Below are 2,449 nucleotides of genomic sequence, written 5' to 3'. Positions count from 1 at the left end.
GATTTTATTGCGAAGTTAATTGAGGATTTCTTCAGCGGTCTCCTTGATTCGAGAAACTTCACCTGGACAGTAAGTACCGAAGAGGAGAGAAGGATTTATATGATCGATCCTTCCGAGCAAAGGCTGAAAGTTCTCGGCCTTCTCGGTGGTGGGGGTTATCTTCCAAACCTTATGCATATCCACGTCTCTTTGCTGAGAAAAGAAGGCTGCTTTCCGAAAATAGAGTACGTGAAAATAACCGACAGGGTAGGCGACGAGTATCTTCTCATCGAAATAGAAGAGTTCAAGACTGTAGTCGATAGATCGATCTTCACTGAACTCAGAAGTAAATACTACGAAACCTTTCAGAAGTAATCGCTCCTTAGATGTATCAGTATTCTTGGAATGTCTATGTCTAGGTCTCTGTCGTGAGGTCTGGTTGTTACAGTGAAATCTCTGAGCCTTATATATACGCTCTTTCTTACCCTTACCTCACCTCTGATCAACAGATAGCAACCTTTATATATCTCGGCAAAGACTCTTTTTGAATTCCTTTCGTCAAAACGGATATCGAAGATCTCCTCTGTCTCCCTTGCACTTCTGTAACCGAAAATCATTACTCTAAAAAATCCTCCCCGGACAGTTGATTCCGGGTCTGTTATTGCCTCTCCGTATAGTGTTATCTCGTTAAATGAAAGGGACAGATCGACTCACCTCAGCTAACCGCTTGAAATTTCGATGGCCCGAATGTGTTATCATCTTCTTGTCAGATGACGGAGGTAGCCATGAGCGAAAAACCACGAATTGCTTTAATAGCTCACGATAAGAAAAAGATAGATCTGATAATGTTCGTAAGGGAGCACGTAGATGTCTTCAAAAAGTGCGCCCTTTTTGCAACCAGCACGACCGGTAACATCCTAAGGGAAAAAGTGAAACTAGAGCTCACTTCCTTCAAATCAGGCCCCTTGGGGGGAGATCTTCAAATAGGCTCCCTGGTTGCCAGCGATGAAATCGATTTCGTCATCTTTTTGAGAGACCCGCTAACGGCTCAACCTCATGAACCGGATGTAAGCGCGCTTCTAAGAGTGTGCGATGTTCACAATAAGCCGTTAGCAACTAACCTCGCGACGGCAGAAGCCCTGGTAATGGAGATCAGAAGGTTTCTCAAGCTTTCTGATGTCGGGAAGGAATAGTATATTTCCCGGGAATATAGCGTATTCCCCAAACTTCTTCTCTATTTCCAGCACAGTTTCCAGAAGTTCTTTTTCTTTTTCAAAGAGAGAGAGCTGTCTTTGATTCTTCTTTTCGCTTAGGGCCCAGCACGATATCCCTATTGCCCTCACAGATGTACCGTTCCAGATTGATCTGATAAGCCAGGGGGTGATCTCCGTAATATCCTTTATCGATGAAATTGTGAAACTCAACTTCTTTGAAAGAGCCTTGGAGCTTCTATCTGCATATCTCAAGAAGAGACTGATACCGGAACCTTCCATCTTGTATCTTCCCATTCTGTAGATTACCCTTGCCGCCAGGAAATTAGTTACTCTAACTATGAGATCGAAATCGCTTATGTCTCCCGAAAGTGTCATTGAATGACCCACAGATTTTGGTCTTTCTTCTTTGAAAAACTCCTTTCTGGAAAACCTGTTGTTTTTAAGGCTCTGGAGAAAACCCATGAAGGCGTTCCCAAACATTGTGTAAAGATCCATCGGAGAGTCATCCAACCCTTTTAAAAGCTCCCCTGTCGTTCTGTACCCCATAGATTCCAACTTTATTAGTGTGTGTCTTCCGATTCCCGGAACGTCTTTCACGGGTATCTCGTTCAAAAACTCTCTTTCCATACCATCTTTGACAACTACAAACCCATTTGGCTTTGAATAATCACTTGCGATTTTAGATATTATCGGGTTTACCGATATTCCAACGGAGGCCGTTATTCCAAATCTCTCTTTCAAATCTCTTTTAAAGGAAATAAATCTATTTATGGATTCCTCCAGCCTGGTGTGAAAGCTCAGGTCTAGATAAGCCTCGTCCACACTTGCAACCATTACCCTGGGCGATACCGACGTCAACATCTTCATGATCTCTTTCGAGACATAGCCGTATTTCTTTGACTGTACTCCAACAGCTATCAGATCGGGACAGAGCTTAACAGCCTCGAAGAAGGCCATTCCAGATTTGACCCCGAATCTCTTAGCCTCGTAACTCGCCGAAGTCACTACCGAATGCCTCTTTCCGATTCCCGTTACGGCTATCGGTTTGCCCTTTAAAGTTGGATTTGCCGCCTGCTCTATACTTGCGAAAAACGCATCCATATCTATATGGGATACATAGGGAATTCCTTTCAAGATAATCAACCCCCAAGAGTATAGCTGTACCACTTCTTTGAATCTTCTTCGAATTCGAGATTGTAAGCTCCAAGTGTCGTCATTACGGAAAAATGGTAGACTTTCTGGGTTCCCACAGCCTC

General features: G+C 43.5%; 3 protein-coding genes and 1 pseudogene. 2 read left to right on the top strand and 2 right to left on the bottom strand.

Translation table 11 applies throughout. From position 1 onward, the window contains the following. Positions 1–354, top strand: a pseudogene (locus tag BG32_RS15300) (hypothetical protein); the annotation flags it as partial. Here the strand turns inward: BG32_RS15300 and BG32_RS15295 are convergent. Then, positions 345–596: a hypothetical protein gene (locus tag BG32_RS15295; protein WP_006487075.1), complete on the bottom strand. Its 252-nt coding sequence runs from the start codon at positions 594–596 to the stop codon at positions 345–347. The pseudogene BG32_RS15300 and the gene BG32_RS15295 overlap by 10 nt on opposite strands. A gap of 168 nt (positions 597–764) precedes the next feature. On the opposite strand from BG32_RS15295, the gene BG32_RS15290 reads away from it, so the two are divergent. Then, the gene (locus BG32_RS15290; RefSeq protein ID WP_006487072.1) at positions 765–1,172 is read left to right on the top strand and encodes a methylglyoxal synthase; all 408 of its coding nucleotides are present in this window, start codon (positions 765–767) and stop codon (positions 1,170–1,172) included. Here the strand turns inward: BG32_RS15290 and BG32_RS15285 are convergent. Next, positions 1,089–2,327 (bottom strand): DNA polymerase IV, encoded by a 1,239-nt coding sequence (locus tag BG32_RS15285; RefSeq protein ID WP_014731112.1) that lies wholly within the window; start codon positions 2,325–2,327, stop codon positions 1,089–1,091. The genes BG32_RS15290 and BG32_RS15285 overlap by 84 nt on opposite strands. Between the last annotated feature and the right edge of the window lie 122 nt (positions 2,328–2,449).

Source organism: Mesotoga sp. HF07.pep.5.2.highcov, from assembly GCF_003666285.1.
In the GTDB taxonomy this organism is placed as follows: Bacteria; Thermotogota; Thermotogae; order Petrotogales; family Kosmotogaceae; genus Mesotoga; species Mesotoga prima.
This window is presented reverse-complemented; position numbering and strand designations above follow the sequence as displayed.